The 19,721-nt window shown below is 70.1% G+C and carries 23 protein-coding genes; 6 read left to right on the plus strand and 17 right to left on the minus strand.

Going from position 1 to position 19,721, the window contains the following annotated elements; translation table 11 throughout:
* Positions 1–189: 189 nt before the first annotated feature.
* Positions 190–2,046, plus strand: coding sequence for an endonuclease/exonuclease/phosphatase family protein (locus tag ACZ5WE_RS00640; protein WP_467690174.1), 1,857 nt, complete (start codon positions 190–192; stop codon positions 2,044–2,046).
* A gap of 3 nt (positions 2,047–2,049) precedes the next feature.
* On the opposite strand, the gene ACZ5WE_RS00645 is transcribed toward ACZ5WE_RS00640, so the two are convergent.
* The 5 genes from ACZ5WE_RS00645 to ACZ5WE_RS00665 all read right to left on the minus strand — a co-directional run bounded on the left by ACZ5WE_RS00645 (position 2,050) and on the right by ACZ5WE_RS00665 (position 5,276).
* On the minus strand, positions 2,050–2,790 hold the full coding sequence (locus tag ACZ5WE_RS00645) for an SRPBCC family protein (RefSeq protein ID WP_467690172.1): 741 nt from the start codon (positions 2,788–2,790) through the stop codon (positions 2,050–2,052).
* Positions 2,791–2,870: 80 nt separating this feature from the next.
* Complete coding sequence (locus ACZ5WE_RS00650) at positions 2,871–3,434, minus strand: antibiotic biosynthesis monooxygenase (protein ID WP_467690170.1); 564 nt, start codon at positions 3,432–3,434, stop codon at positions 2,871–2,873.
* Positions 3,435–3,580: 146 nt separating this feature from the next.
* Entirely contained in the window at positions 3,581–4,372 is a 792-nt protein-coding gene (locus ACZ5WE_RS00655; RefSeq protein WP_467690169.1) for an SDR family NAD(P)-dependent oxidoreductase, read from the minus strand.
* Positions 4,373–4,443: 71 nt separating this feature from the next.
* Positions 4,444–5,112 carry a hypothetical protein gene (locus tag ACZ5WE_RS00660; protein ID WP_467690168.1) on the minus strand — a complete coding sequence of 223 codons (669 nt, stop codon included), beginning with the start codon at positions 5,110–5,112 and terminating at the stop codon, positions 4,444–4,446.
* Entirely contained in the window at positions 5,109–5,276 is a 168-nt protein-coding gene (locus tag ACZ5WE_RS00665; protein WP_467690166.1) for a hypothetical protein, read from the minus strand. The genes ACZ5WE_RS00660 and ACZ5WE_RS00665 overlap by 4 nt, the downstream gene beginning before the upstream one ends.
* Positions 5,277–5,471: 195 nt before the next feature.
* On the opposite strand from ACZ5WE_RS00665, the gene dapA reads away from it, so the two are divergent.
* Positions 5,472–6,425 carry a 4-hydroxy-tetrahydrodipicolinate synthase gene (gene dapA / locus ACZ5WE_RS00670; protein ID WP_467690164.1) on the plus strand — a complete coding sequence of 318 codons (954 nt, stop codon included), beginning with the start codon at positions 5,472–5,474 and terminating at the stop codon, positions 6,423–6,425.
* Here dapA and ACZ5WE_RS00675 read toward each other — a convergent pair.
* The 4 genes from ACZ5WE_RS00675 to ACZ5WE_RS00690 form a co-directional block, all read right to left on the minus strand.
* On the minus strand, positions 6,385–6,999 hold the full coding sequence (locus ACZ5WE_RS00675) for a hypothetical protein (RefSeq protein WP_467690163.1): 615 nt from the start codon (positions 6,997–6,999) through the stop codon (positions 6,385–6,387). The genes dapA and ACZ5WE_RS00675 overlap by 41 nt on opposite strands.
* Positions 7,000–7,118: 119 nt before the next feature.
* Complete coding sequence (gene dapD, locus ACZ5WE_RS00680; RefSeq protein ID WP_467690161.1) at positions 7,119–8,108, minus strand: 2,3,4,5-tetrahydropyridine-2,6-dicarboxylate N-succinyltransferase; 990 nt, start codon at positions 8,106–8,108, stop codon at positions 7,119–7,121.
* A gap of 43 nt (positions 8,109–8,151) precedes the next feature.
* Positions 8,152–8,727, minus strand: a complete 576-nt coding sequence (locus ACZ5WE_RS00685; RefSeq protein ID WP_467690159.1) for a TetR/AcrR family transcriptional regulator — start codon at positions 8,725–8,727, stop codon at positions 8,152–8,154.
* Positions 8,727–9,047, minus strand: a complete 321-nt coding sequence (locus ACZ5WE_RS00690) for a DMT family transporter (RefSeq protein ID WP_467690157.1) — start codon at positions 9,045–9,047, stop codon at positions 8,727–8,729. Before ACZ5WE_RS00690 ends, ACZ5WE_RS00685 begins: the two co-directional genes overlap by 1 nt.
* A gap of 136 nt (positions 9,048–9,183) precedes the next feature.
* Here ACZ5WE_RS00690 and ACZ5WE_RS00695 point away from each other — a divergent pair, with 136 nt between their 5' ends.
* Entirely contained in the window at positions 9,184–10,314 is a 1,131-nt protein-coding gene (locus ACZ5WE_RS00695) for a DUF7847 domain-containing protein (RefSeq protein ID WP_467690155.1), read from the plus strand.
* Positions 10,315–10,370: 56 nt separating this feature from the next.
* Here the strand turns inward: ACZ5WE_RS00695 and ACZ5WE_RS00700 are convergent, their stop codons facing one another.
* The 8 genes from ACZ5WE_RS00700 to ACZ5WE_RS00735 form a co-directional block, all read right to left on the minus strand.
* Positions 10,371–10,706: a metal-sulfur cluster assembly factor gene (locus tag ACZ5WE_RS00700; protein WP_160504340.1), complete on the minus strand. Its 336-nt coding sequence runs from the start codon at positions 10,704–10,706 to the stop codon at positions 10,371–10,373.
* Positions 10,703–11,173 (minus strand): Fe-S cluster assembly sulfur transfer protein SufU, encoded by a 471-nt coding sequence (sufU, locus tag ACZ5WE_RS00705; protein ID WP_223773964.1) that lies wholly within the window; start codon positions 11,171–11,173, stop codon positions 10,703–10,705. The genes ACZ5WE_RS00700 and sufU overlap by 4 nt, the downstream gene beginning before the upstream one ends.
* 16 nt (positions 11,174–11,189) lie before the next feature.
* Positions 11,190–12,458, minus strand: coding sequence for a cysteine desulfurase (locus tag ACZ5WE_RS00710; RefSeq protein ID WP_467690153.1), 1,269 nt, complete (start codon positions 12,456–12,458; stop codon positions 11,190–11,192).
* Positions 12,455–13,219, minus strand: a complete 765-nt coding sequence (gene sufC / locus ACZ5WE_RS00715; RefSeq protein WP_467690151.1) for a Fe-S cluster assembly ATPase SufC — start codon at positions 13,217–13,219, stop codon at positions 12,455–12,457. Before sufC ends, ACZ5WE_RS00710 begins: the two co-directional genes overlap by 4 nt.
* 5 nt (positions 13,220–13,224) lie before the next feature.
* Positions 13,225–13,542: a bifunctional 3-phenylpropionate/cinnamic acid dioxygenase ferredoxin subunit gene (locus tag ACZ5WE_RS00720; protein WP_190083272.1), complete on the minus strand. Its 318-nt coding sequence runs from the start codon at positions 13,540–13,542 to the stop codon at positions 13,225–13,227.
* Positions 13,539–14,720 (minus strand): Fe-S cluster assembly protein SufD, encoded by a 1,182-nt coding sequence (gene sufD, locus ACZ5WE_RS00725; protein WP_467690149.1) that lies wholly within the window; start codon positions 14,718–14,720, stop codon positions 13,539–13,541. Before sufD ends, ACZ5WE_RS00720 begins: the two co-directional genes overlap by 4 nt.
* 62 nt (positions 14,721–14,782) lie before the next feature.
* On the minus strand, positions 14,783–16,204 hold the full coding sequence (gene sufB / locus ACZ5WE_RS00730) for a Fe-S cluster assembly protein SufB (protein ID WP_399385939.1): 1,422 nt from the start codon (positions 16,202–16,204) through the stop codon (positions 14,783–14,785).
* Complete coding sequence (locus ACZ5WE_RS00735; RefSeq protein WP_467690147.1) at positions 16,201–16,923, minus strand: helix-turn-helix transcriptional regulator; 723 nt, start codon at positions 16,921–16,923, stop codon at positions 16,201–16,203. The genes sufB and ACZ5WE_RS00735 overlap by 4 nt, the downstream gene beginning before the upstream one ends.
* Positions 16,924–17,084: 161 nt before the next feature.
* On the opposite strand from ACZ5WE_RS00735, the gene ACZ5WE_RS00740 reads away from it, so the two are divergent.
* The 3 genes from ACZ5WE_RS00740 to ACZ5WE_RS00750 are packed head-to-tail and all read left to right on the plus strand — an operon-like array spanning position 17,085 to position 19,637.
* Positions 17,085–17,897: an AAC(3) family N-acetyltransferase gene (locus ACZ5WE_RS00740; RefSeq protein ID WP_467690145.1), complete on the plus strand. Its 813-nt coding sequence runs from the start codon at positions 17,085–17,087 to the stop codon at positions 17,895–17,897.
* 46 nt (positions 17,898–17,943) lie between these two features.
* Positions 17,944–18,870, plus strand: coding sequence for an ABC transporter ATP-binding protein (locus tag ACZ5WE_RS00745; protein ID WP_467690144.1), 927 nt, complete (start codon positions 17,944–17,946; stop codon positions 18,868–18,870).
* A complete protein-coding gene (locus ACZ5WE_RS00750) occupies positions 18,867–19,637 on the plus strand; it encodes an ABC transporter permease (protein ID WP_467690142.1) in 771 nt (256 codons plus the stop codon). The genes ACZ5WE_RS00745 and ACZ5WE_RS00750 overlap by 4 nt, the downstream gene beginning before the upstream one ends.
* Positions 19,638–19,721: the final 84 nt, after the last annotated feature.

Genomic DNA, 19,721 nt, shown 5'->3' on the forward strand with positions numbered 1-19,721 from the left:
GGATTTGGACGCATGCCGCCCGGTTCATGTCCCTGTCAGAAGACATACACGGCGAGAACACCCGCCGAACCTTGACAACTCCCCTGGTCACACAAGAGATTGACGCGCGTAGAGCGCTGAGCGCCCACCCGTCCGGCCTGCTTCGTACGCCCCTCACCCTCACCCTCACTCACCCGGAGTGTTCTTCCCATGCCGCACATATCCCGTGCCACCCGGCCCATCGTGAGATCCGCCGCCGTCTCCACCGTCGTGGCGACCGCGCTGGCGGCCGGTCTGCTCGCCGTGAGCTCCTCGTCCGCGTCCGCCGCCGACGTGCGAGTCCACGACATCCAGGGCACCACCCGCCTCTCGCCCCTCGCGGGTCAGCAGGTCACTGACGTGACGGGCATCGTGACCGGCGTCCGCGCGTACGGCTCGAAGGGCTTTTGGATCCAGGACCCGAAGGGCGATGCCGACCGTGCGACCAGCGAGGGCATCTTCGTCTACACCGGGTCGGCAGCCCTGACCGTCAAGGCCGGTGACGCGGTTCGCGTCTCCGGGACCGTCAGCGAGTACGTTCCCGGCGGCGAGGCGTCCGGCAACCAGTCCCTGACCCAGCTCACCAGGCCGACGGTCACGGTCGAGTCGTCCGGCAACGCGCTGCCCGCGCCCGTCGCGGTCAACGCCAAGTCGGTGCCTTCCGCGTACGCGCCCGACGGCGACCCCGAGGACGGCGGCAGCATCAACGCACTGCGCCTGAAGCCCCGTTCGTACGCCCTCGACCTGTACGAGTCCCTGGAGGGCATGAACGTACGCGTCGGCACCTCGCGCGTGGTCGGCGCCACGGATCCGTACGCGGAGTTGTGGGTCACCGTGAAGCCGCGCGAGAACCCGAACCGGCGCGGCGGCACGGTGTACGAGTCCTACGACGACCAGAACACCGGGCGCCTGCAGATCCAGCAGCTGGCTCCGATCTCCGAGCAGCCCTTCCCGAAGGCGAACGTCGGCGACACGCTGTCCGATGGCGCCGAAGGGCCCCTGGACTTCAACCAGTTCGGCGGCTACACACTGGTCGCCCGGACGCTGGGGAAGGTCACGGACAAGGGTCTCGTACGGGAGAGCACCCGGCGGCAGGCCAAGGGCGAGCTCGCTGTCGCGACGTACAACGTCGAGAACCTCGACCCCGGTGACCCGCAGACCAAGTTCGACGCGCTGGCGGGTGCCATCGTCTCGCATCTCGCCTCGCCCGACATCCTCGCCCTGGAGGAGATCCAGGACGACAACGGCGCGAAGAACGACGGGACCGTCTCGGCGGAGGCGACCTTGAAGAAGTTCGCGGACGCGATCGTTGCCGCGGGCGGGCCCCGGTACGAGTGGCGGTCCATCGCCCCGGAGAACAACCAGGACGGCGGGGAGCCGGGCGGGAACATCCGCCAGGTGTTCCTCTTCAACCCCGAGCGGGTCTCCTTCACGGACCGGGGCCAGGGGGACGCGACGACGGGCACGGAGGTCGAGCGTTCCGCCGGCGGGCGTGCCGCGCTGACGCTCTCACCCGGGCGCGTCGACCCCGCGAACACCGCGTGGGCGGACAGCCGCAAGCCGCTGGCCGGAGAGTTCGCCTTCCGGGGGCGCAGTGTGATCGTGGTCGCCAACCACTTCGGGTCGAAGGGCGGCGACGAGGGGCTGACGTCGCGGCATCAGCCGCCGGTGCGGTCGTCGGAGGCGAAGCGTCTTCGGCAGGCGCAGGCGGTGAACTCCTTCGTGCGGGACGTGCGGAAGGTGCAGAAGAGCGCTGACGTGGTGGTCGTGGGGGACGTGAACGACTTCGAGTTCTCGCAGACGACGGCCGCGCTGGAGGCCGGGGGCGCACTGAAGTCCGCCGTGAGGTCTCTGCCCCGGTCGGAGCGCTACTCGTACGTCTACCAGGGCAACTCCCAGGTCCTTGACCAGATTCTGACGAGCCCCGGGGTGGGGAAGGGCTTCGCGTACGACAGCGTGCACATCAACGCGGAGTTCGCGGAGCAGAACAGTGATCATGACCCTCAGGTGCTGCGGTTCCGGCCGTAGGCGTCAGCCGTAGAGCCTGAGCAGCCAGTCCCGCCAGGCCATTTCGGTGCCCTTGGCGTCCGCCTGCGACGCGAAGTCGTGGATGCTGATGCCCACCGGGGCGCCGAAGTGGTTGCGGCCGAAGAAGCGGTAGAGCGCGGTGTCCGTGCGCAGGCCGATGAAGTGCCTGCTGCGGAAGTCGACCATCGCGTCGAGGGGTTCGCCGGGGGCGTCCACGCGTACGCGGGCGCCCTCCGACGCGTCGTCGGGGAGACCGAGGCGCCGGCCCAGCCTCGTGAAGGCGTCCGGGGCGGCGGCGGGGGCGGGGCCGTCGAGGCCGGTGAAGGTGACGGGGAGCCCCGGGAAGTACGTCAGGTACTGGCGCAGGGTGTGCAGGTAGAAGTCGGTGTGCTTGGTGGCCGCGTCGTACTGGGTGGCCCAGTCGCTGGTGAGGACGCCGCTGTGCACATAGCGGACCCATGAGCGGCGGCCGCCGTCGCGCGGCTCGATGGTGCGGTCGAGCTGGTTGCGGGTCTGGCCGGGCGGGAGGCCTTCGGGGTCGTCGACGCGGTCGGTGAGGCGGTGCGGGGGCTCCCAGCGGGTGACGACGCCACCGAAGGGGGCGGCGCCGCCCTCCCGGGGTTCGTACTCCGCCATGGGCCACAGCCAGCCGCCGGTGCCGGTGGTGAACGCCTCCCAGACCTCGGTGGGAGAGGCGTCGACCTCGAACTCCCGCGCGATCTCGAACTCCTTGCCCGCGGTCATGACGACTCCCCCCTGACGCCCCACTTCGCTTCAACATCCCACCGGCGCCCCTTTCCGTCCAGGGCGGTGGGCGACGTGGGTCAACGCGGCTCGAGAGCGCAAGCCAGGCGGTACGTGCCCGCCGCCGGCAGCCCTTCCGCGCTCTCCCACTCGGCGTAGCTGATCACCCGCTCACCGTCCGTCGTCACGTGGAAGTGGCGGGAGATCAGGCCGGGCGCCGTCTGCGGATCCGCGTCCTCCCCCTCGGTGATCACGATCGCCCCTGCCACCCGGTCATCCCCGGCCGCCCGCGCCACCCCGTCCCGCAGCCGCGTCTTGCGCAGCCCCAGCCGTTCGATGCCCGGCACGGCCTCGTCGATCTCGGCGTTCCGCTCGTCCCTGCCGTGGGCGAAGAAGTCCTGGTACGCCGCCTCGTCCCGCCAGTGCGAGCGGTGCGCCAGCGTCGACCCGTCCGCGCCGGCGTACACGGTGTACGACAGGAGCCCCTCGTGCGGCCACGGACGACTCCCCCAGGCCGCGGCGATCGCCTCGACCGCCGCCCGCTGCCGCTCCGGCGTACCCGTGCTCCAGGTACTGAGAAACACGAGCCCGCCGCGCGCGCGTGCCGGGTCGGGGAGGGAGGTGGTGTCGACATGTGCCTTCATGACCTGCTCCTTCTGCGGGTGGACGGGCGCTGCTCGGCCCGACGCACGCACATCCTGCGACCTCAAGCCAACTTGAGGTCAAGCCCGTTCAGGGGAAGCGGCGACCGGCCCGAGCCCGGGACGCCGCGCCCCGTCACGACCGCCGGTCACAGGAGGTGGCCGCCGCCGTCCACCAGAAGGATCTCGCCGGTGATGTACGAGGCGTTCACCAGGTCGAAGACGGCGTCCGCGATGTCCTGCGGCCGGCCCACGCGGCGCAGCGGGAGCCGCGCCGCGGTCTCCTCCATCGCGGACTCGATGCCCTCCACTCCGTCGAACCACGGGGTGTCGATCATGCCGGGCGCGACCGCGTTGACCCGTATGTCCGGGCCGAGCGTCTTGGCGAGCAGTTTCGTCATGTGGTTCACGGCGGCCTTGCTGACCGAGTACGGGATCGAGCTGCCGCCGGGGCGCACGCCCGCCTGAGAGGAGATGGTGACGACGCTGCCCGTTCCGCTCGCCCTGAGGTGGGGGACGGCCGCCGTGATCGTCTGCCAGACGCCGATGACGTTGATGTCGTACAGATCGCGCCAGACCTGGGGGTTCGCGGTCTCGAGGTCGTCGTGCGGGATGAAGCGGGTGGCTCCCGCGCAGTTGACCAGGATGTCCAGTCGTCCGTAGGCGTCGGCAGCGGACCGGACCAGGCGTTTGGCGTCGTCCTCATCGGCGACGTTCGCCCGGACATAACGGGCGTCGGGGAGTTCGGCGGCCAGTTTCTCGCCTGCCTCGACCGAGCGGGCGGAGTTGAGCACCACGCGGATCCCTGCCGCTGCGAGACGTCTGGCCACCTCGGCGCCGATGCCCGACGACGAGCCCGTCACCAGGGCCACGCGCGCCTCTTGTGCCGTCCCCGCCCGGTTGTCGTTCGCTGTCCCGGCTCGGGTTTCGTTCTTGTTCATCAAGCCTCATGCCTTCGTCATGTCGGCCTGTCGCGCCCCGCGCCGATCATGCCAGAGAGCTCTCCGGGTCCCTATTCCCGCCCGTCCCCCGCCAGCCGTGCCAACTCCCCCTGGAACACGTCGAGCCGGGCCTGCAGCAGCGCCGCCTCCGCGACCAGTTCGGGTACGCCCATGGCCTCGGACGGCGACCCCGGCACCGTCTCGGGGCCCGCCCCGGTGACCGTGAGGCCCTCTCCGGCCAGGCGGGCGAACGCCGGGAGTTCCAGTGATGTGCGCCTGCCCGCGCAGGCACCGCACGCCCCCTCCACGACCCGCCACCCCGGCCTGCCCCACCCGGCGTCCGCGAGGACCGAGGCGCGCGCCCCGCAGCTGCAGGGCTGCACCGTCACGGCGCGCACCCGTTGGCGCGCGTACCGGAAGCCCCGCTCGAAGCGGATGTACGCGCCGAGCACCGTGACCTGCAGCAGCGCCGCCCCCCGGTGTTCGGCGGTGCACAGGAGGGCCTGGGCCGTGGCGGAGTCGTGGACGCAGTGGAACCCGCAGTCGCAGCGGCGGTGCGGGGCCGCGTGCCGTCGCCCGTAGACGCAGCGGGCCTCGTCGAGCACGCCGTAGGGCAGGGCCGCGCCCAGGGAGACGCCGGTGAAGCCCGCTCTCGCGCCGTCCTGGGACAGCGCGAGGCGGGCGATCTTGTATCCGGTCGGCGGCTCCTTCGGGCGTTCCGCGGGGAGCCGCAGCCTCATCGGACCGCGGGGACCTCGGCCGCGGGGACTTCGGCCGCGGGCTCGTCGGCCGTCACCGCCGGTTCGGGTTCGGGCGCCGTCTGCTGCCCGAGGTCCTTCTGCCGCAGGCGCTCCTGCGGGTCTTCCTCGGCGATCCCGGTGGCGAGTGCTTTGCCCAGCCTCATGACGCCTCCTGTGGCCGGCCGCCGCGCGGCCGTCCGTCGACTACCGTCGGCCCATGGTGGCTCATACGGGGGCGATTTGGCACTAGGGGGGCGGTCACGGGGCGGTCCGCTCGCGGCCGCTTCGTAGCGTTCCTGCCCCTTACCTCGTAGCAGAATTAAGTGGAGCTTCAGGGTTGGCGTGCCGACACTGCCTCTATGACCTCACCCTCATCAACGCCTCCTCCCTTCGGCCGCGCCCTCTGCGCGATGGTCACGCCCTTCACCGGCGACGGCCTGCTCGACCTCGACGGCGCCCAGCTGCTCGCCGACCGGCTCGTGGCCGACGGCTGCGACGGGCTCGTGCTCTCCGGCACCACCGGCGAGTCCCCCACCACGTCCGACAGCGAGAAGGCCGCGCTCGTGCGCGCCGTCGCGGAGGCGGTCGGCGACCGGGCCTCGATCGTCGCGGGCGTCGGCAGTTACGCCACCCGGCACACCGTCAAGATGGCGCTCGCGGCCGAAAAGGCGGGCGCGGACGCCCTGTTGGTGGTCACGCCCTACTACAGCAAGCCGCCGCAGGACGCCGTCGAGGCGCACTTCCTCGAGGTCGCCGACGCCTCGGGGCTGCCGCTCGCGCTCTACGACATCCCGGGGCGCACCGGAACCCGCATCGAACCGGAGACGATGCTGCGCCTCGCGGAGCATCCGCGGATCGTCGCCGTGAAGGACTGCGCATACGACCTGATGGGCACCCAGAAGGTCCTGTCCCGGACCGACTTGGCGTACTACACAGGCTGCGACGAGTTCATCCTCGCGCTGTACGCGGTGGGCGGCGCGGGCTACATCAGCACGGTGGCGAATGTCGCACCGCGCCAACTCCGTTCGATCATCGACGCGTTCGACGCGGGCGACACCGTTCAGGCCTGCCAGCTCCAGCAACAGGCCATGGAACTCATCGAGTTGATGATGGGCTCCGGCCTCCCGGGCACGGTCACCTCCAAGGCGCTGCTCGGGGCGCTCGGCCTGCCCGGCGGCCCGGTCCGCGCACCGCTGCGGCCCGCCGGCCGCGAGGCGACCGACGGGCTGACCGCGGCGTACGAGGCGCTCCGGCAGGCGCCGGACAGAGGCCTCAGCCCGCGGCCGGGAAGCCTCCTGCCTTCGTCCAGATGAGCTGGTCGGCACCGCGGGTGAACGTGGCCTTCTTGCCCCCGTCCGCGACGGCGATCTTCTCCCAGCCGTCGAAGTCCTTCGTGAGGTGCGTGGCCCACTTCGTCAGCGGGCCCGTGGCGACCGCGGCGACCGACTCGGTCGGCGGCTCACCGTCGGCGCAGTAGTCGCCGAAGTCCCCGAAGGCAGCGACGGTGCCGTCCTTGGCCTTGAGCGTGATCCCCTGGCAGGCGTCGCTCTTCGTCCCGTACACCAGGGCCGACTTGGACCACCCCTTGGCCTTGGGGCTGTAGTCCTGCACGAAGAGCCCCTTGCCCTTCATGTAGTGCATCGCCACGCGACGCCCGTCGGCGAGCTTTACCTGTGCGTTGAACGGGCTCGGGCTGCCGCTCCAGGGGAGGTCGCTCTTCTCCAGCGGATAGCTGTGGTCGCCGGTTCCGACGGCGGTGCGGCTCACCGTCTGCGCCGCCCCGGCACCGGCGTCCTGCCCCTGACCGGCGCTCTGGCCGCACCCGGCCACCAGACCCAGTACCGCCACTCCACCCAGGGCAAGGGCCCGTATCCCCGCTCGGCGCATGTCATTCTCCCGTCGTCCCACGCGGCCCGCGCACACGTGACAGGGCAGCTTACGCACGGCACACGCGAAGAGCGCCCTCGGGGGAGACCGGAGGGCGCTCTGTCAGGCTGCGGCGACGCTCAGTTGTGGCTGTGCAGCACGTCGTTCAGGCCGCCCCACACCGCGTTGTTCGGGCGGGCCTCGACGGCGCCGGTGACGGAGTTGCGGCGGAAGAGGATGTTCGAGGCGCCGGAGAGCTCGCGGGCCTTGACGATCTGCCCGTCGGGCATGGTCACGCGGGTGCCCGCGGTGACGTAGAGGCCGGCCTCGACGACGCACTCGTCGCCGAGCGCGATACCCACGCCCGCCTCGGCGCCGATCAGGCAGCGCTCGCCGATCACGATGCGGACGTTGCCGCCGCCGGAGAGGGTGCCCATCGTGGAGGCGCCGCCACCGATGTCGGAGCCGTCGCCGACGACGACACCGGCGGAGATGCGGCCCTCGACCATGGAGGTGCCGAGCGTGCCCGCGTTGAAGTTCACGAAGCCCTCGTGCATGACGGTCGTGCCCTCGGCGAGGTGCGCGCCGAGCCGCACGCGGTCGGCGTCGGCGATGCGGACCCCCTTCGGCGCGACGTAGTCGGTCATGCGGGGGAACTTGTCGACGGAGGTCACCGAGAGGTGCAGTCCCTCGGCGCGGGCGTTGAGCCGCACCTTCTCGACGTCGTCCACGGCGACCGGGCCGAGCGAGGTCCAGGCGACGTTGGCCAGGAAGGCGAACTGTCCTTCGAGGTTCACGCCGTGCGGCTTGACCAGGCGGTGCGAGAGCAGGTGCAGGCGCAGGTAGACGTCGTGGGCGTCCAGCGGCTTGTCGTCGAGGGACGCGATGACCGTACGTACGGCGATGGTCTCCACGCCGCGGCGGGCGTCCTGGCCGACGGCCTTGGCCGCGCCCTCGCCGAGCAGCTGCACGGCGCGCTCGGCGGTGAGTCGCTCGGAGCCGGCGGGGCCCGGCTCGGCGACGAGCTCGGGCGCGGGGAACCAGGTGTCGAGGACGGTGCCGTCGGCGGTGACGGTGGCGAGGCCTGCGGCGACGGCGCCGGTGGTGCGGGAAGCGTTCGTGTCGGTCATGGGGAAAACCTAACCGGCGGTGCGCCGCGCGGGCCAACCGGTCTCAGTGGCCGGGCTCCGCCACGGCGCCGTCCGCCCCGTCGGCGGGCACGAGCCGGTGGAACACCTCGCGGGCGTACGCCTCGTCGTAACGCACGCCCGTGAGCAGCACCTGCAGACAGATGCCGTCCACGAGCGCGACCAGCGCCTGCGCGGTGACGGGATCGGTGCGCCGCCGCAGGACCTCGGCGAGCCCGTCGCCGCACTCGGCGGCGACGGCCCGCAGGGCGGGCTTGCGCAGGGCGGCCAGATAGAGCTCGTACTCCAGCTCCAGCTCGGTGCGGTCCCCGGCGAGCCACTCCCCGAGCAGCTCGGCGAGCTCCCCGGCGAGATCGACCCGCGTGTCCTCGAACGCGCCGCTCGCGGTGACCGCCTTGGCGAACCCCTCGTTGGCCTGCCGCAGCGCGGCCACCAGCAGCTCGTCGAGCGTCTTGAAGTGATAGGTGGTCGAACCGAGCGGTACATCGGCCTCCGCGGCGACCGAGCGATGGCTGAGCCCGGCTATCCCCTTGTCCGCCACCACCCGGATCGCGGCGTCGATGATCCGCTGCCGCCGCTCGGGGTCGTAGCGCCGGGCCATCAATGCGCACCGCCGAGGTTGAGCACGACGACACCCAGGATCACGAGGGCGATCCCGGAGATCTTGACCAGGCTGGCGGACTCGCCCATGAAGATCATGCCGATGGCGGCGACCGCGGCGGTCCCTATCCCCGCCCAGATCGCGTAGGCCGTCCCGACGGACAACGTCTTCAGGGTCTGCGCGAGCAGCGTGAAGGCGATCACATACCCCGCGACAGTGATCAGCGAAGGCCAGAGCTTGCTGAACCCTTCGCTGTACTTCATGGCCGTCGTCCCGGCCACCTCCGCCGCGATGGCCGCGGCCAGCAGTCCGTATCCCATGCGTACGAGTGTACACAACGTTGCGTACGGCCGTACATAACGCAGGTGAACGAACCGGTTAAGGTGACGCGATCACTGTGGGGGGCCACAGGCGACACACGGCGAGAACCGCACGACACCACGGAGCACGAGAGCGATGTCAGACACATCGGGGTGGGGACCACAGGGGCCGTATCCAGGCCCGTATCCACCGCCGGGTCCGTACGGGGGACCGCCGGGTCCGTACGGGCCGTACGGGGGGCCGCCGGGCTGGGGCCGGACGCCGCCGCCCCCGCCGCCCCAGCCGGGCGTCATCCCCCTCGCCCCGCTGGGCGTCGACAAGGTCCTGGGCGGCACGTTCGCCACGATGCGGCGGTACGCGAAGCCGCTGTTCGGCACCGCGATCGCGGCGTACGGCCTGCTCGCCGTCGTCGTCGTGGCAGGTCTCGGGCTCGTCTACGTCGCGACGCGGGAGCACGTCAGCGCCATGAACGAAGCGGGCGCGGACTTCTCCTGGGACGAGGGCAGGCCGATCCTCGTCGCGTTCGGCCTGGCGTGGCTGCTGTTCATGCTCGCCACGCTGGTCGTCAACTCGTTCATCCAGGCCTCGTGCGCCGCCACGCTGCACGAGGCGGTCCTCGGCCGTCCGGCGACGTTCGGCGCGGTCTGGCGCAGGGCGTGGTCACGGACGCCGTCCGTGCTGGCCGTGACCCTGCTGCTCTCGCTGATCCTGATGCTGCCGGTAGCCGCTTTCCTGCTGGTCCTCTTCTCCATCCTCTTCCTGATGATGACCCAGTCGACCATCCCCATCGGCCTGGTCTTCCCGTTGTTCCTGGTGACGATCCCGCTCGCGGCCTGGCTGTACGTCCTGTTCGCCTTCGCCCCGGCGGCCGCGGTCCTGGAAACGGCGGGCCCCTTCACGGCGTTGCGGCGCTCCGTGCGCCTGGTGCGCGGCGCCTGGTGGCACACCTTCGGCATCTCGCTGCTCGCGGGCCTCATCGTGCTGGGCGTCTCCCTTGCCCTGCGACTCCCCCTGCAGTTCGCCGCACCGACCCCGCCGCCGGTCGACCCGGACGACTCCGCGTCGGCCTACCTCCTCGACCAACTGCGCTCCCAGTTCGGCCTGTACGCCGTTCTCGGTCTGCTCGGCAGCTTCCTCACCCAACTGGCCGCCACCGTGTTCCTCCCGCTGGTGACCGCCTTGCTGTACATCGACCGCCGCATCCGCAAGGAGGGCCTGGCGCACACCCTGACGGAAGCCTCATCGGCCCCGCGGCCCGTGCCGTAGAAAACAGTTCGGCCCCCCGCGCCGAAGTGCGGGGGGCCGAACCATGGGTAGGTGTCTCAGACGTTGAACCCGAGCGCGCGAAGCTGCTCGCGGCCGTCGTCCGTGATCTTGTCCGGGCCCCACGGCGGCATCCAGACCCAGTTGATCCTGAGCTCGTTGACGATGCCGTCGGTGGCGGACTTGGCCTGGTCCTCGATGACGTCCGTCAGCGGGCAGGCCGCCGAGGTGAGCGTCATGTCGATCGTGGCGATGTTCGCGTCGTCGACGTGGATGCCGTAGATCAGGCCGAGGTTGACGACGTCGATGCCCAGCTCGGGGTCGACCACGTCGTACAGCGCCTCGCGGACCTCTTCTTCGGAGGCCGGCTTGGTCAGGGTCTCGTTCTCGCTCATGCGGTCTTCCTCTCAGCGACGTCGTCGGTACCAAGTGCCTGGGCCGTCGCGTCCTTCCACGCCATCCAGCTCAGCAGAGCACACTTCACACGCGCCGGGTACTTCGAGACCCCGGCGAACGCGACGGCGTCCTCCAGGACCTCCTCCATCGCGTCGTCCGGCTCCAGCTTGCCCTTGGACTGCATCAGCTCCAGGAACACTTCCTGGATCTTCTGCGCCTCGGCGAGCTCCTTGCCGACCAGCAGGTCGTTCAGGACGGATGCGCTGGCCTGGCTGATGGAACAGCCCTGCCCTTCGTACGACACGTCGGCGATCGTCGACCCGTCGTACTTCACGCGCAGCGTGATCTCGTCGCCGCACGTCGGGTTGACGTGGTGCACCTCGGCGTCGCCATCGCGCAGACCACGCCCGTGCGGGTGCTTGTAGTGGTCCAGGATGACTTCCTGGTACATCGAATCCAGCTTCACGTTCCCGGTCAGCCCCTCAGCCGAAGAAGTTCCGTACGTGCTCCAGGCCGTCGACGAGCGCGTCGATCTCGCCGGGCGTGGAGTACAGATAGAACGACGCTCGCGTGGTCGCAGGAATTCCGTAACGGAGGCAGACCGGGCGGGCGCAGTGGTGACCCACGCGGACCGCGATGCCTTCCTCGTCCAGAACCTGGCCCACATCGTGCGGGTGGATGTCGCCGAGCGTGAAGGAGATCGCGGCGCCGCGGTCCTCGGCCGATGCCGGGCCGATGATCCGCAGGTCGGGGACCTCCAGGAGGCGCTTGACCGCGTACTCGGTGATCGCCTGCTCATGCGCGGCGATCTTGTCCATGCCGATCGCGGACAGGTAGTCCACGGCCGCGCCCAGGCCGACGGCCTGGGAGACCGGGGGCGTGCCCGCCTCGAACTTGTGCGGCGCGGGAGCGTACGTCGACGAGCTCATCGACACGGTCTCGATCATCTCGCCGCCGCCGAGGAAGGGCGGGAGGTCCTCCAGGAGCTCCTGCCGTCCCCACAGCACGCCGATGCCGGTCGGGCCGCACATCTTGTGGCCGGTGAACGCCACGAAGTCGGCCTGCAGCGCCTGCACGTCCAGCGGCATGTGCGGGGCGGCCTGCGAGGCGTCGATGAGGACGAGCGCGCCGACCTCCTGCGCACGGCGGACGATCGCCTCGACGGGGTTGTGCGTGCCCAGGATGTTCGAGACCAGGACGAAGGAGACGATCTTCGTCTTCTCCGTGATGATCTCGTTCATGTTGGACAGGTCGAGCCGGCCGTCGTCCGTGAGACCGAACCACTTCAGCTTCGCGCCCGTGCGCTGCGAGAGCAGCTGCCACGGCACGATGTTGGAGTGGTGCTCCATCTCCGTGATGACGATCTCGGTCTCGTGGTCCACGCGGTAGGGCTCGTCGGCCCAACCGAGCATGTTGGCCACGAGGTTGAGCGACTCCGAGGCGTTCTTGGTGAAGATCACCTCGTCGCGGCTCGGCGCGTTGATGAACGCCGCGACCTTGTCACGGGCGCCCTCGTACAGCGCCGTGGCCTCCTCCGCGAGAACGTGCACTCCGCGGTGGACGTTGGCGTTGTGCTTCTCGTAGTACTCGTTGAGTACGTCGAGCACCTGGCGCGGCGTCTGGGACGTCGCCGCGTTGTCCAGGTAGACGAGCTTCTTGCCGTCGTGGATCGTGCGATCCAGGATCGGGAAGTCCTTGCGGATCGCCTCGGTGTCGAGGAGGCCGGAGAGCCCCTGGTGGGCCACTGTCACGCGGATACGCCACCCTTCGTGTAGGCCTCGTAGCCCTCGGCCTCGAGCTTGTCGGCGAGCTCGGCGCCGCCGGACTCGGCGATGCGGCCGTTCGCGAAGACGTGCACGAAGTCGGGCTTGATGTAGCGCAGGATGCGCGTGTAGTGCGTGATCAGCAGGGTGCCGACCTCACCGGTCTCACGGACGCGGTTGACGCCGTCCGCGACCTGACGCAGGGCGTCGACGTCCAGACCGGAGTCGGTCTCGTCGAGGACCGCGATCTTCGGCTTGAGGAGCTCCATCTGGAGGATCTCGTGGCGCTTCTTCTCACCGCCGGAGAAGCCCTCGTTCACGTTGCGCTCGGCGAAGGCAGGGTCCATCTGGAGCTGCTCCATCGCGGACTTGACCTCCTTCACCCAGGTGCGCAGCTTGGGGGCCTCGCCGCGGATCGCCGTCGCCGACGTACGCAGGAAGTTGGAGACCGAGACGCCGGGGACCTCGACCGGGTACTGCATGGCCAGGAACATGCCGGCGCGGGCGCGCTCGTCGACGGACATCTCCAGGACGTCCTCGCCGTCGAGGGTGACGGTGCCCTGCGTGATCGTGTACTTGGGGTGGCCCGCGATGGAGTAGGCGAGCGTCGACTTGCCGGAGCCGTTCGGGCCCATGATGGCGTGGGTCTCGCCCTGCTTAACGGTCAGGTCGACACCCTTGAGGATTTCCTTGGTGCCGTTCTCGACCTCGACGGTGACGTGCAGGTCGCGGATTTCAAGCGTTGCCATGTGCCTCAGGACTCCTGGGTGAGGGAGACGAGCACATCGTCCCCTTCGATCTTTACGGGGTATACGGGGACGGGGCGCGTCGCGGGAAGGCCGGACGGCTTGCCGGTGCGCAGGTCGAAGGCGGAGCCGTGCAGCCAGCACTCGATCTGGCAGTCCTCCACCTCGCCCTCGGAGAGGGAGACGTTCGCGTGCGAGCAGATGTCGTTGATCGCGAACACCTCGCCCTCGGTGTGGACGACCGAGACCGGCGTGCCGTCGAGTTCCACCCGCTTCGGGGTGTCCTCCGACAGCTCGCTCAGGCCACAGGCGCGTACGAATGTCATGCCGCCGACGCCTCCAGCTCCTCTTCGATCTTGGTGAGGAGACGCTCTTCGACGTCGGGCAGGCCGATCTGCTGGATCAGCTCGGCGAAGAACCCGCGGACGACCAGGCGGCGTGCCTCGCCCTCCGGGATACCGCGCGACTGCAGGTAGAAGAGCTGCTCGTCGTCGAAGCGGCCGGTCGCCGAGGCGTGGCCCGCTCCGACGATCTCGCCGGTCTCGATCTCGAGGTTCGGCACGGAGTCGACGCGGGCGCCGTCGGTCAGAACCAGGTTGCGGTTCAACTCGTACGTGTCCGTGCCCTCGGCGGCGGCCTCGATGAGGACGTCGCCGATCCACACCGCGTGGGCGTCGTCGCCCTGGAGCGCGCCCTTGTAGACGACGTTCGACTTGCAGTGCGGCTGGTTGTGGTCGACCAGCAGGCGGTGCTCCTGGTGCTGGCCGGCGTCGGTGACGTACAGGCCGATGAGCTCGGCCTCGCCGCCAGGGCCCGCGTACTCGACGCGGGGGTGCAGGCGGACGACGTCGCCACCGAAGGTCACCACGACCGACTTGAAGGAGGCGTCCCGGCCGATCAGCGCGTTGTGCTGGGCGACGTGGACGGTCTTCTCGTCCCAGTCCTGGACCGAGACCACGGTCAGCTTGGCGCCGTCGCCGACGATGAAGTCGACGTTGGCGGCGAGCACGGCGTCGCCGGTGTGGTCGATGACCACGAGTGCCTCGGCGAACGCGCCCAGCTCGATCACCTGGTGCGCGAAGGCGGTACCGCCCTCGCCGTGCACCGCGATGCGGATCGGCTCGGTCAGGACCATCTCCTTGGGGACGGTCACGACCGAGGCCTTCTCGAAGGAGCTGTAGGCCTGCGCCGCCACGCGGTCGACGGGCTTGCCCGCCTTGCCCACGCGCGCGTCGTCACGGCCGACGGTCTCCTGGGTCACGCCCGCCGGGGCGCTCACCTCGACGCGGATGCCGCCGGCGGCGACCGCGGTGCCGTCGTGCAGCCCGCGAAGGCGCTCCAGCGGCGTGAACCGCCACTCCTCCTCGCGACCGTGCGGGACGGGGAAGTCCGCCACGTCGAAGGACGGGGGCGCGCTCATGCGGGTGGCGACGGTGGACTCGGCGGCCACCGCGATGGAGCCGGCGGTGGTCGAGCCCACCGGGATGTTCTGAGCCTCAGCCATGGCTGTCGTCGTGCTCTCTCTCTGGGTAAGAAGTCTGCTCGCTGCGGGGGACGCGACCGGTCTTAACCGACCGAACCCTCCATCTGCAGCTCGATCAGCCGGTTCAGCTCCAGGGCGTACTCCATGGGCAGCTCCTTGGCGATCGGCTCGACGAAGCCGCGCACGATCATCGCCATGGCCTCGAACTCGGTCAGACCGCGGCTCATCAGGTAGAAGAGCTGGTCGTCGGAGACCTTGGAGACGGTCGCCTCGTGGCCCATGGACACGTCGTCCTCGCGGACGTCCACGTAGGGGTAGGTGTCCGAGCGGGAGATCGTGTCGACGAGCAGCGCGTCACACAGCACGTTCGACTTCGATCCGGCCGCGCCCTCGCCGATCTCGACGAGACCGCGGTAGGAGGTGCGGCCGCCGCCGCGCGCCACGGACTTCGAGACGATGTTGGAGGACGTGTTGGGCGCCATGTGGACCATCTTGGAACCGGCGTCCTGGTGCTGGCCCTCGCCCGCGAAGGCGATGGACAGCGTCTCGCCCTTGGCGTGCTCGCCCATGAGGTAGACGGCGGGGTACTTCATCGTCACCTTGGAGCCGATGTTGCCGTCGATCCACTCCATGGTCGCGCCCTCGTACGCCACAGCGCGCTTGGTGACCAGGTTGTAGACGTTGTTCGACCAGTTCTGGATCGTCGTGTAGCGGCAGCGGCCGCCCTTCTTGACGATGATCTCGACGACGGCGGAGTGCAGGGAGTCCGACTTGTAGATCGGCGCCGTGCAGCCCTCGACGTAGTGAACGTACGCGTCCTCGTCGACGATGATCAGCGTGCGCTCGAACTGGCCCATGTTCTCCGTGTTGATGCGGAAGTAGGCCTGGAGCGGGATCTCGACGTGCACGCCCTTGGGGACGTAGATGAACGAGCCACCGGACCACACGGCGGTGTTCAGCGACGCGAACTTGTTGTCGCCGACCGGGATGACCGTGCCGAAGTACTCCTTGAAGAGCTCCGGGTGCTCCTTCAGCGCCGTGTCGGTGTCCATGAAGATGACGCCCTGCTCCTCCAGGTCCTCACGGATCTGGTGGTAGACGACCTCGGACTCGTACTGGGCCGCGACACCGGCGACGAGGCGCTGCTTCTCCGCCTCGGGGATGCCGAGCTTGTCGTACGTGCTCTTGATGTCCTCGGGCAGGTCCTCCCAGGACTGTGCCTGCTTCTCCGTGGACCGCACGAAGTACTTGATGTTGTCGAAGTCGATGCCCGACAGGTCCGAGCCCCAGTTGGGCATGGGCTTCTTGCCGAAGAGCCGCAGGCCCTTGAGGCGCAGCTTCGTCATCCACTCGGGCTCGGACTTCTTCGCCGAGATGTCCTTGACGACGTCCTCGTTGATGCCGCGCTTGGCGGAGGCCCCGGCCACGTCGGAGTCGGCCCAGCCGTATTCGTACGTGCCCAGACCCTCGAGTTCGGGGTGGGCAGTCTCCGTGGGGAGCGTCATGCGGGGTTCCTCCCGGCCGTGCTTGCGGATGCGTTGTCGGTGGTCTGTGGGGCGTTGCGGGGAATGAACGTCGTGCAGACGCCGTCGCCGTGGGCGATGGTGGCGAGCCGCTGGACGTGCGTCCCCAGGAGGGCGGAGAAGATCTCCGTCTCCGCCTCGCAAAGTTGTGGGTACTGCTCGGCGACATGGGCGACCGGGCAGTGGTGCTGGCACAGCTGCTCGCCTACCGGCGCGCTGCGAGCCGTAGCAGCGTACCCGTCGGCGGTCAACGCCTTGGCGAGAGCCTCCGTGCGCTGCTCGGGGGGCGCCGCGTCGATCGCCTTGCGGTACGCCACGGCCTGGGCGGCCATCCGTTCGCGGGCGAACTCGACGACCGCTCCTTCGCCGTGCCGTTCGCTGATCCAGCGCAGGGCGTCGGCGGCGAGCTTGTCGTACGACTGGTCGAAGGCGTCCCGACCGCAGTCGGTGAGGGCGAAGACCTTGGCGGGGCGGCCGCGGGTGCGCGCTCCGTAGATCCGCTGCTCGCGGGGCTCCACGACGTTCTCGTGGGCGAGGGTGTCGAGGTGCCTGCGCACGGCGGCCTGGGTCAGGCCGAGGCGTGCGGCGAGGTCGGCCACCGTCGAGGGGCCGTGGTCCAGGATGGAGCGCGCGACCCGGTTGCGCGTAGACCGCTCCCCGGTCGCGAGTTCCTCCTGCGGAGCCTCGCCAACGTTTTTCACAACGCCATTGTTGCGTAATTCCTCAGAGCCTGACAACCCGCGTCCGGATCAAGGCGCGGTGCGCTGCATCACTTAGGCATACCTAAGCTGACCTGCGGAAATGATCACCGATCGATCAAATCGGTGGCGTGCGAAGGAGGGGTCGAGGAGACTCCCTGACCATGTCGACACCCCTTCCGACCGGCCCTTTGTGTACCCGTGCGTCCCTCGAGGCCGAGCTTCGCGAGCTCGGCGTGGGCCCTGGCGAGACCCTCCTCGTGCACTCCTCGATGAGCTCCCTGGGGTGGGTGAGCGGCGGCCCGGTCGCCGTCATCCAGGCACTCCTGGACGTACTGGGCCAAAAGGGGACCCTGGTCGTCCCCACGCAGTCCAGCGACAACTCCGACCCGGCCGAGTGGGGGAACCCTCCCGTGCCGGAGTCCTGGTGGCCCGAGATCCGCGCCTCCATCCCCGCGTACGACCCGCGCACCACCCCCACGCGCGCCATGGGCGTGATCCCCGAGACCGTACGGACCTGGCCCGGTGCCCTGCGCAGCGCCCACCCGCAGACCTCCTTCGCCGCGGTCGGCCCCCGAGCGGCAGCGCTCCTGGAGGGGCACGCGCTCGACTGCCGCCTCGGTGAGCGCAGCCCGCTGGCCCGCCTGGAGGAGACCGGCGCCCGGGTCCTGCTGCTCGGCGCGGGCTTCGACTCCTGCACCTCCTTCCACCTGGCCGAGTACCGGCTCCCGGCTCCCCAGGTCGAGAACTCCTTCGCGGTCATGACGCCGGAGGGACGCCGCTGGACGACGGTCCGCGAGGCCTCGATCTCCGAGGAGCGCTTCGACGAACTCGGCGTGGACTTCGAGCGGGACCGCCCCGTGGTACGCGGCACGGTGGGCGCGGCGACGGCCCGGCTCTTCCCGGTGGCGGACGCGGTCGCCTACGCGCAGAGCTGGCTGGAGACCCACCGCTCACGGGCCGAGTGGGCGGGCTGACAGCCCCCTGCCCGCGGCCCTCTTCCCCCTCTCTAGACTTCCCGCCATGGGAATTGAGTCCGTCGTCCAGGTCACCGGCCTGGTCAAGCGGTACGGCAAGAAGACCGCGGTGGACGGCCTCGACCTCCGGGTCCGTGCGGGCACCGTCACCGCGGTCCTCGGACCGAACGGCGCAGGGAAGACCACCACGATCGAGACCTGCGAGGGCTATCGCAGGCCGGACGCGGGCACGGTCCGCGTCCTTGGCCTCGACCCGGTCCGCGAGGCCGGCGCGCTGCGCCCCCGCATCGGCGTGATGCTCCAGTCCGGCGGCGTCTACTCCGGCGCCCGCGCCGACGAGATGCTGCGCCACATGGCGAAGCTGCACGCGCACCCGCTGGAGGTGGGCGCGCTGATCGAGCGCCTGGGCCTGGAGAGCTGCGGCCGCACCACCTACCGGCGCCTTTCCGGCGGCCAGCAGCAGCGCCTCGCGCTCGCGATGGCCGTGGTCGGGCGGCCCGAGCTGGTCTTCCTGGACGAGCCGACCGCGGGTCTGGACCCGCAGGCACGCCGGGCCACCTGGGATCTCGTACGCGATCTGCGCACCGACGGCGTCAGCGTCATCCTCACCACGCACCACATGGACGAGGCCGAGCAGCTCGCCGACGAGGTCGCGATCATCGACGCGGGCAAGGTCATCGCCGAGGGCACCCCGGAAGACCTGTGCCGCGGCGGCGCCGAGAACACCCTGCGCTTCTCCGGGCGCCCCGGCCTCGACGTCGCCTCCCTCCTCAAGGCACTCCCACCGGACTCGGCAGCGGCCGAACTCACCCCCGGCGCCTACCGCGTGAGCGGCACCATCGACCCGCAGCTGCTCGCCACCGTCACCTCCTGGTGCGCCCAGCACGGCGTGATGCCGGAGAAGATCGCCGTCGAACGCCACACCCTGGAAGACGTCTTCCTGGAGCTCACAGGCAAGGAGCTGCGCGGATGAGCGCCGCCGGTACGTACACACCGAAGCCGGGCGCCGCCCCGCTGGCCCGCATGATCGCCGCGCAGGCGGCGCTCGAGACGAAGATGCTCCTGCGCAACGGCGAACAGCTGCTGCTGACCGTCGTGATCCCGACCCTCCTGCTCGTGCTGTTCAGCGCCGTCGACATCGTCGACACGGGCAAGGGGGAGGCCGTCGACTTCCTCGCGCCCGGCATCCTCGCCCTGGCCGTGATGTCGACGGCGTTCACCGGCCAGGCCATCGCCACGGGCTTCGAGCGCCGCTACGGCGTGCTCAAGCGGCTCGGCGCCTCGCCGCTGCCCCGCTGGGCCCTGATGGCGGCGAAGACCCTGTCGGTCCTGGTCACCGAGGTCCTGCAGATCGTGCTCCTGACGGCGATCGCCTTCGCGCTCGGCTGGTCACCGCACGGCAACCCCTTCGCCGTACTCCTCCTCCTGGTCCTCGGCACCGCGGCCTTCTCCGGGCTCGGCCTGCTGATGGCCGGCACCCTCAAGGCCGAGGCGACGCTCGCCGCCGCGAACCTGGTCTTCCTGCTCCTTCTCGTCGGCGGCGGAGTCATCGTGCCGCTGGACAAGTTCCCGGACGCGGCCCAGTCCGTGCTCGGCCTGCTGCCGATCTCCGCCCTCTCCGACGGCCTGCGCGATGTGCTCCAGGACGGCGCGGGGATGCCGTGGGGGAACCTCGGGATCCTCGTGGTCTGGGCGGTGTTGGGCCTCGGAGCGGCAGGCAGGTTCTTCCGCTGGGAGTGACAGGGGGCGTAACCGGCGTCACAGAAGGCCCGGATACGTCCCCCTCGTGAAGCCGTGCACAAGCGGCCCCCTACGATGGGCCCG

The sequence above is a fragment of the Streptomyces sp. NPDC033180 genome (assembly GCF_055577645.1).

Excerpts from the sequence above, each read along its gene's own strand:
- ACZ5WE_RS00640 (WP_467690174.1), top strand. The coding sequence starts at position 190 with ATGCCGCACATATCCCGTGCCACCCGGCCCATCGTGAGATCCGCCGCC.
- ACZ5WE_RS00645 (WP_467690172.1), bottom strand. The coding sequence starts at position 2,790 with ATGACCGCGGGCAAGGAGTTCGAGATCGCGCGGGAGTTCGAGGTCGAC.
- ACZ5WE_RS00650 (WP_467690170.1), bottom strand. The coding sequence starts at position 3,434 with ATGAAGGCACATGTCGACACCACCTCCCTCCCCGACCCGGCACGCGCG.
- ACZ5WE_RS00655 (WP_467690169.1), bottom strand. The coding sequence starts at position 4,372 with ATGAACAAGAACGAAACCCGAGCCGGGACAGCGAACGACAACCGGGCG.
- ACZ5WE_RS00660 (WP_467690168.1), bottom strand. The coding sequence starts at position 5,112 with ATGAGGCTGCGGCTCCCCGCGGAACGCCCGAAGGAGCCGCCGACCGGA.
- ACZ5WE_RS00665 (WP_467690166.1), bottom strand. The coding sequence starts at position 5,276 with ATGAGGCTGGGCAAAGCACTCGCCACCGGGATCGCCGAGGAAGACCCG.
- dapA (WP_467690164.1), top strand. The coding sequence starts at position 5,472 with ATGACCTCACCCTCATCAACGCCTCCTCCCTTCGGCCGCGCCCTCTGC.
- ACZ5WE_RS00675 (WP_467690163.1), bottom strand. The coding sequence starts at position 6,999 with ATGCGCCGAGCGGGGATACGGGCCCTTGCCCTGGGTGGAGTGGCGGTA.
- dapD (WP_467690161.1), bottom strand. The coding sequence starts at position 8,108 with ATGACCGACACGAACGCTTCCCGCACCACCGGCGCCGTCGCCGCAGGC.
- ACZ5WE_RS00685 (WP_467690159.1), bottom strand. The coding sequence starts at position 8,727 with ATGGCCCGGCGCTACGACCCCGAGCGGCGGCAGCGGATCATCGACGCC.
- ACZ5WE_RS00690 (WP_467690157.1), bottom strand. The coding sequence starts at position 9,047 with ATGGGATACGGACTGCTGGCCGCGGCCATCGCGGCGGAGGTGGCCGGG.
- ACZ5WE_RS00695 (WP_467690155.1), top strand. The coding sequence starts at position 9,184 with ATGTCAGACACATCGGGGTGGGGACCACAGGGGCCGTATCCAGGCCCG.
- ACZ5WE_RS00700 (WP_160504340.1), bottom strand. The coding sequence starts at position 10,706 with ATGAGCGAGAACGAGACCCTGACCAAGCCGGCCTCCGAAGAAGAGGTC.
- sufC (WP_467690151.1), bottom strand. The coding sequence starts at position 13,219 with ATGGCAACGCTTGAAATCCGCGACCTGCACGTCACCGTCGAGGTCGAG.
- ACZ5WE_RS00720 (WP_190083272.1), bottom strand. The coding sequence starts at position 13,542 with ATGACATTCGTACGCGCCTGTGGCCTGAGCGAGCTGTCGGAGGACACC.
- sufD (WP_467690149.1), bottom strand. The coding sequence starts at position 14,720 with ATGGCTGAGGCTCAGAACATCCCGGTGGGCTCGACCACCGCCGGCTCC.
- sufB (WP_399385939.1), bottom strand. The coding sequence starts at position 16,204 with ATGACGCTCCCCACGGAGACTGCCCACCCCGAACTCGAGGGTCTGGGC.
- ACZ5WE_RS00740 (WP_467690145.1), top strand. The coding sequence starts at position 17,085 with ATGTCGACACCCCTTCCGACCGGCCCTTTGTGTACCCGTGCGTCCCTC.
- ACZ5WE_RS00745 (WP_467690144.1), top strand. The coding sequence starts at position 17,944 with ATGGGAATTGAGTCCGTCGTCCAGGTCACCGGCCTGGTCAAGCGGTAC.
- ACZ5WE_RS00750 (WP_467690142.1), top strand. The coding sequence starts at position 18,867 with ATGAGCGCCGCCGGTACGTACACACCGAAGCCGGGCGCCGCCCCGCTG.